The organism is Treponema sp., from assembly GCF_024696245.1.
Taxonomy (GTDB): Bacteria; Spirochaetota; Spirochaetia; order Treponematales; family Treponemataceae; genus Treponema_D.
The window spans coordinates 1-6,621 of sequence record NZ_JAILGZ010000060.1 but is presented as its reverse complement, the minus strand read 5'-3'; the positions used below and the strand labels follow the sequence as shown (position 1 = coordinate 6,621).

9 protein-coding genes and 1 pseudogene are annotated in these 6,621 nt (G+C 35.3%); 6 read left to right on the top strand and 4 right to left on the bottom strand.

Going from position 1 to position 6,621, the window contains the following annotated elements; all coding sequences use genetic code 11:
• The coding region (locus tag K6D58_RS04275; protein WP_296827977.1) for an alpha/beta hydrolase at nucleotides 1-527 on the bottom strand (527 nt) is incomplete at its 3' end.
• Nucleotides 528-665: 138 nt separating this feature from the next.
• Here K6D58_RS04275 and K6D58_RS04270 point away from each other — a divergent pair.
• From K6D58_RS04270 to K6D58_RS04260, 3 genes and pseudogenes are all read left to right on the top strand, one after another.
• The gene (locus tag K6D58_RS04270; RefSeq protein ID WP_296827975.1) at nucleotides 666-2,609 is read left to right on the top strand and encodes a hypothetical protein; all 1,944 of its coding nucleotides are present in this window, start codon (nucleotides 666-668) and stop codon (nucleotides 2,607-2,609) included.
• Between the two features lie 340 nt (nucleotides 2,610-2,949).
• Nucleotides 2,950-3,057: pseudogene (locus tag K6D58_RS04265) on the top strand (YkvA family protein); the annotation flags it as partial.
• A 113-nt stretch (nucleotides 3,058-3,170) separates the two neighbouring features.
• A complete protein-coding gene (locus K6D58_RS04260; RefSeq protein ID WP_296827974.1) occupies nucleotides 3,171-3,350 on the top strand; it encodes a hypothetical protein in 180 nt (59 codons plus the stop codon).
• 25 nt (nucleotides 3,351-3,375) lie between these two features.
• Here K6D58_RS04260 and K6D58_RS04255 read toward each other — a convergent pair whose 3' ends face one another.
• Entirely contained in the window at nucleotides 3,376-3,582 is a 207-nt protein-coding gene (locus K6D58_RS04255; protein ID WP_296827972.1) for a DUF3791 domain-containing protein, read from the bottom strand.
• A 79-nt stretch (nucleotides 3,583-3,661) separates the two neighbouring features.
• Nucleotides 3,662-3,877 carry a DUF3791 domain-containing protein gene (locus K6D58_RS04250; protein WP_296827970.1) on the bottom strand — a complete coding sequence of 72 codons (216 nt, stop codon included), beginning with the start codon at nucleotides 3,875-3,877 and terminating at the stop codon, nucleotides 3,662-3,664.
• Nucleotides 3,878-4,116: 239 nt separating this feature from the next.
• On the opposite strand from K6D58_RS04250, the gene K6D58_RS04245 reads away from it, so the two are divergent.
• The 3 genes from K6D58_RS04245 to rbr are packed head-to-tail and all read left to right on the top strand — an operon-like array spanning nucleotide 4,117 to nucleotide 6,175.
• On the top strand, nucleotides 4,117-4,506 hold the full coding sequence (locus K6D58_RS04245) for a Fur family transcriptional regulator (protein WP_296827968.1): 390 nt from the start codon (nucleotides 4,117-4,119) through the stop codon (nucleotides 4,504-4,506).
• Between the two features lie 46 nt (nucleotides 4,507-4,552).
• Nucleotides 4,553-4,930, top strand: coding sequence for a desulfoferrodoxin family protein (locus tag K6D58_RS04240; RefSeq protein WP_296827966.1), 378 nt, complete (start codon nucleotides 4,553-4,555; stop codon nucleotides 4,928-4,930).
• A 30-nt stretch (nucleotides 4,931-4,960) separates the two neighbouring features.
• A complete protein-coding gene (gene rbr, locus K6D58_RS11970; protein WP_486389751.1) occupies nucleotides 4,961-6,175 on the top strand; it encodes a rubrerythrin in 1,215 nt (404 codons plus the stop codon).
• Between the two features lie 59 nt (nucleotides 6,176-6,234).
• Here the strand turns inward: rbr and K6D58_RS04225 are convergent.
• Nucleotides 6,235-6,621: hypothetical protein (locus tag K6D58_RS04225; RefSeq protein WP_296827964.1), on the bottom strand; the 387-nt coding region annotated here is incomplete at its 5' end.

Below are 6,621 nucleotides of genomic sequence, written 5' to 3'. Positions count from 1 at the left end.
ATTTTGTTTTTTGTGCTGGCCTCGCTGTCTCCCAGGGAGAGGTAAATGCATTCAGGCTGCCTTATAAATTCTGTGCTTTCTGCAAATTCAATAAAGCGGGGGAACCACAGTGAGCCGGAAGCTGATGCTGCTTTTGCAAAGATATCTGTCTTGTAGATGGCGTAAAGTGCAAAGAGTCCTCCCAGTGAATAACCGGCGATTGCAATGTATGAAGGTTTGCTTTTTAATTTTTCCTGAATTTGTGGAATAATTTTTTCAGTTAATATTTTTAGATACTGGTCTGCCTGTCCTGAACAGGGGCTGCCTTTTTTATAGATTGGTGGAATTGGCCAGGGTGTCATGTCGCTATCCCAGTCCAGGTTAGAAATTGCTGCAAGGGTAAATTCTTTTGTTCCTGAATTAATGCATTCCTGATAAACTTTCTGACCTTGGGTTTCAAAAGTATTTAAAATTACAAGGGGACTTTCTTTAACCTGGCTTTCAAATAATTCAATATATCTGCCTTCTACTTTAAAACTTTGGGTCATGTTTATTAATTCCTTCTATATATATGTAATAAATTATTTTCAAAATGACCACATTTTGTCTAGTGCCATCTTTTTTAATATGTAGTAGAATTGATTAAAGGTTAATTAAAGAAATTATTCAAAGGAATAAAAGTCAAAATGAAAAAAATTATATTCAGTTTAATTGCGATATCGTTTTTTATTACATCATGTAACAGTACAAAAACTTTAGAACTGCAGGAGACTGTTCAAAAAGAAGTTCATCTTAAGATTCATGAAAATGATGGAGAAAGTAAACTTTTAAACAGTAGATTTCAGCCGCTTGAACGTTATTTGTATGATAGTCAGGGAAGGGAAATTTACTATGATGACTTATCAGATGGTGCATGGTTTGGTGATGTTTCAGATTCATTCAGACAATCAACTCTTGCATCTGGTGAACGCAGGGATTTGAAAAGAAGGGCTGAATATGATAAGGAGGGCAGACTTTTATATTCACTAAAAGAGAACAGAATTTTAAACAATGAACTGATTCGTAAATACAATTCAAATGGAAAGCTTGTTTATGCCAAAGGTGATATAGATAAATTAAGTGACCAAATTAATAATTATCAGGATTACGAAATTAGAAATTTTACCTTAGAGATCTGGCTGGACGATAAAGGAAATATTCTTCATCTTACTGATGAAACCGGAAGAGATCAAAGGTGGGAGTATGACAGTCAGTCCCATATTATTCACAGCTGGGACGAAAGCGACTGCGATTTTACCAATGAATATGATTCAAGTGGAAACTGTACATACATATACAATAAGATTCCTGATTATGATAAGTATGATTATGAATCTCCTTTGATTTATAGTGTTAAAAATGAGTTTTCACCGGAAGGCCTGCTTTTGTGTACTATGGATGATTACACTTTTTATGAAGATAAAAATTTTGAGAAAGTGGATTACAGGGTGACAAGTGTGGAGGAGTACTCTTATGATTCTAATGGTCGCCTTCTATCAGATATTTATGCTGAATCCTACACAAAGAGAGGGGAGTTAAATCTTGTTTCAAAAATAACTTATAAATATTCAGAAGATGGAAGGACAGTATTCCGCAGAACGGAAGATTCTTATTATTCAGATCCGGAACATAAGAATTTTGTATATAGTGACTGGTATGAGGAAGAAGATGTAAAGGACTCGCAGGGCCGCTTGATTCGTTCTTACTCTAATAATCATATTCTCTGGGATGAAGATGATCTTGATTCTTATCAGGATTATGAAACTGAAGAAACATATTCCTATGATGAAGATGGAACAACTCATTGGAAAAATTTAAATGGTGAAGAAAAAATTATTTCTCCTTCAGGTAATCTTATTTTTCATAAAGAAAATTATTACGAAAATGAATGGTCCGAAGAAACTTATAATGATAACGACAGGGAAGAAAGAATCTATTCAAAAAATTATAAAATAAAAGATGATGGTTCTATTGAAATGGATTATGAAAGCTGGCATGAGTTTGATTCTGAGGGGCGGGAAACTTTGTATAAATATTTGTCTTATACTGAAAAACGTCATCCTCAGGAAGAAACTTACCATACTTTCGATAAGGATGGAAGACTTTTATATCAAAAAAAGTTTGATGCTTATTATACTGATCCCGTCACAAATCTTTATTCACCTGTAAGAAGAGAAATTGTTAAAGAATCATTTTATACTTACGATGAACATGGAAATGAATTAACAGCACTTTCTTATGAAAACGGAAAGAAAAACGATTATTCATGGAAGAGTTCTTACACCTATGACGAAGAGGGCAGAATTACTTATGAGTTCCATGGAATTTATTATCAGGACAAACTGAATGAAAATTCTGAGGGCTGGTATGAATACGATAAAAATAATTTCCTTACATATAAAAAAGTAAAGGCATACAGCGACGGCACCTTTGGCACTTATAAGCCGGAAAAAGTTCCAACTTTTGAGTATTTCTTTATAAACCAATATACATATTATAAAAACGGGCAGATTAAAGACTGTATCCGCTATTATTATAAAAATGAATTCTACGAACGTGACTGGCAGCCGGATTTGTTAAGGCAAAAATAATTCAAAAAAAAATATAAATTTTGTCAATTTTATATCTCCGATTCTCTTTTTATATTGTAGGGGGAGTGAAGAAGCAAAGCTTCTTGATTCCCGGAGAATATTACACATATAGGAGATTTTAGTTATGAAAGAATTGAATCAGAGAGATGTTAATGAAAAGTTTCAGGAATTTAAGTCGTATTCTAAAGCTGATGCTGATAAAGTGATGGATAATCTTGATAAAATTCAAAACATTGCATCTAGTGGTACGCTTCGTAAATACTTGGACGATATCAAATTGTATTTCCAGATGCTGGGTGATGTTTTTGCAGGCAGGTATAAGAAGGCCCCGGTTGGAACCATAGCAGCTATTATCGGAACTTTGCTTTATATCTTGTCACCTGTTGATTTGATTCTGGATTTTATCCCTGTGATTGGTTATTTGGATGATGCGGCAGTTCTGGGGCTTTGTCTTAATTTTACAAAATATGATGTGGAGGAATATAAAAAGGATATGGGTATAGAATAATATAAGGATGGATGCGGTTTTATTTTGAATATAATTGAATAGAGGAGGTGATCATGATGAATTATTTTAGGGCTCTAAAATATGGTGAAAAGGTACCTTTGATATGCACCAGTTGTCACAAGACTTTTTATGGAAGTAACCCGGATAAATCTGCATTTCCTTTTGTAGCTGGTGTAATTAAAAAACTAAAAAAACAAAATGCCCTTACTGCGGTTCAAGCAGGGGAGGGCTGAATCCTTCTTTTCAGTTTTGACCAGCTTACTGCTTTTGTTCCAGCATAATGTTTTCAACAAGATAGGCATCGCTTAGACAATGAAAATCACTGATGCCCTTACTCATAAGTATATAAGTATTTGACTTGTAAAACATTTCCATTGCCTTTTCTTCATCTACATTTGCTTTTTTTGCAAGAAGAGATATTATGCGGGCATATTTCATCTGCAAAAGAGTTGGATCGGCTGTCATGATTCCTCTCCTTTTGCTTCGTAACTAGATTCAAAATGCAAAAGAGTATCTACAATTACTGTTGAACCGTGGTAAAGTTTCATGCGACAAGATTCCTATCTTTGAGGACTGAAATAATTTCATCAACGATATATTGTTTGCTTTGTGTATGAAGTGCTTCATAAGAAGGTATGATATATGAATGCAGAAGGCCTGAGGAATTGAGAATTTGAAATACTTCTGAGCCAGTTTTACCAAGTTGCCTGGCAACATTTTCAATACAGAAAACTGAATATTCTATCTGCTTGTCATTCATAGTCTGTTTCCTTTGAAAAACTATATTTACAATATACCACATCTTATGACTATTTGCGACTTGTTTAAGAATTATTAAAACATTTCCTTTGTGCCCGCAAAATTCCCATGTTATAATAAGGTTGTTCCTGTAAAAAGCTTAATGAGAAATATTTTTAAATATTTTTTAATAATAGGACTTATTACTATTTACAAGTTTACTATGCTGTGTTATTATTCAGTCATTAGGGAGATACAACTATGCAGAATCGTAATTCAGCACAGCGAAACCTGATATTAAGTATTATGGAAGGAAATAAGTCTCACCCCACAGCGGACGAGATTTATGAGCAGGCGAGACAGTCTGATCCTCACATAAGCAGGGGAACGGTTTATAGAAACTTGAATCTTCTTGTGGAGAATGAACTTCTGCTTCGAGTTCCAGTTCCGGGAGCACCTGATCATTTTGATAGCATGCTTGATCAGCACTATCATTTCTATTGCAGAAATTGCAACAGGGTCTTTGATGTTCCGGAATTTAATACCGAAGATGTTCAGGCTGTAGAAACTAAATTAGGCAAGATGGGCTTTAAATCCATAACGCATAAGATTGTGTTTGAAGGTTTATGTCCGGAATGTTCTAAAAAATAATTAGTGGCGCGGGTGCTCAGGCATTCGTTATGTGTAAGGAGAATTTATGGCTTTTAAATTTTACAAATGTAAAAAATGCGGAAAGGTAGTTTCAATGCTTAAAGGGTCACCATGTGACACTATGTGCTGCGGTGAGGCAATGTCTGAACTTAAGGCAAACACAACTGAAGCTGCCGTAGAAAAACATATTCCTGTTGTTCAGGTTAACGGAAACATTGTAGATGTTACAGTTGGTTCCGTAATTCATCCGATGGAAGAAAAGCATTTCATTGAATGGATTGCTCTCGAAACAAAAAATACAAATCAGCTTAAGTCACTTAAACCTGGTGAAGAACCAAAAGCTGTATTTGCACTTGCAGATGGTGATGAAGTTGTAAGAGCTTATGCATACTGCAACCTTCACAGTCTCTGGGCTGACAAATAATTCAGTCATAAATTTTTGGGAGCATTGCTAATGGATAACAAGGCGCTTTACAATCTTTCTTATGGACTTTTTGTGCTTGGTGCAAGAAGCGGAGACAAGATTAATGCCTGTATTACAAACACATGTATGCAGGTAGCATCAGATCCAGTAAGACTTGCAATTTCTGTTTTGAATCACAATTATACTTGTGACCTGATTAAAGAAAGCGGATTCTTTACACTTTCTATTCTTGATAAGACTGCTAAGTTTGATCTTTTCAAACATTTTGGTTATCAGAGTGGAAGGGACGTAAATAAGTTTACTGACTTTGAATACAAGACAGATAAAAACGGAAGTCCTTACATTCTTTCAAATACATGTTCTGTTATCAACTGCAGGGTAGTGTCAAAGACTGATCTTGGAACACATACTCTTTTTGTTGCAGAAATAGAAGATGCACAGGTAACTGGTTCAAATGCACCAATGACTTACGCTGATTATCAGAATAATGTTAAGCCAAAGGTAAAGGTAGAAACTTCTAAAAAGATAATCGGATGGAGATGCAAAATATGTGGCTATGAGTATATGCATCCTGAACTTCCATCAGATTTTGAATGTCCATTGTGCGGACATCCTGCAGATGATTTTGAACCGATTTACGATTCATCAGCAGCTGCAATTCCAGAAAAAATAAACAGCACTCAAACTAAAACTAAGGAGAATACAATGAGTAACAAGTACGCAGGAACACAGACAGAAAAAAATTTACAGACAGCATTTGCCGGAGAAAGTCAGGCAAGAAACAAGTACACATACTTTGCTTCTGTAGCAAAAAAAGAAGGATACGAACAGATTTCTTCTCTTTTCCTTAAGACAGCTGACAACGAAAAAGAACATGCTAAAATGTGGTTTAAGGAACTTGGTGGTCTTACTGATACTAAAGCAAACCGTGCTGCAGCTGCTGAAGGTGAAAACTATGAAAGGACAGACATGTATGATGATTTTGCAAAAACTGCAGAAGCAGAAGGTTTCCCAGAACTTGCTGCAAAATTCCGCGGTGTAGCTGCAATCGAAAAGCATCATGAAGAACGCTATCGTGCACTTCTTAAGAACGTAGAAATGAACGAAGTATTCGAAAAGAGTTCAGTAAAAGTTTGGGAATGCCGTAACTGTGGTCATATTGTTGTTGGAACAAAAGCTCCTGAAGTATGTCCTGTATGTGCTCACCCAAAGAGCTACTTTGAAATCAGTGCAGAAAATTACTAATATCAGGTAATTCTATACGAGGTTAGCTGGCGGCACTTTTAATTAAGTGCCGTCTTTTTTTATTTTAAATTATTTTTATCTTTTAAAGTGTGGGCTTTAATCTCCAGTTTTTCCAAAGCCTTTATAAATTTTTTATAGCTTTCAAAATTATTTTTTAAGATTGCAAAGTGGTAGGTAATTTTTGCTTCGCTGTCCAGGATTGGAATTCTTACATGGTTTTCAACATTTACAGGTAGCAGGTTAGATTCAAAACTTATTAAATTGGATGAGTGAACTACCTTATCAAAAGTTTCGATTCCTGTCTGGTAGAGTAGCTGGGAGTCAGGAAGTTTTTTTGCAAGAATATTATTCCAGTGGCCTTTAAGGGGGAAGGGGATTACTGCCTCTCCGTTAATGTCCTTAAAGCGTAAGCCTTCTTTTTTTTGAGCCAGTGGATGGTTGTCGGG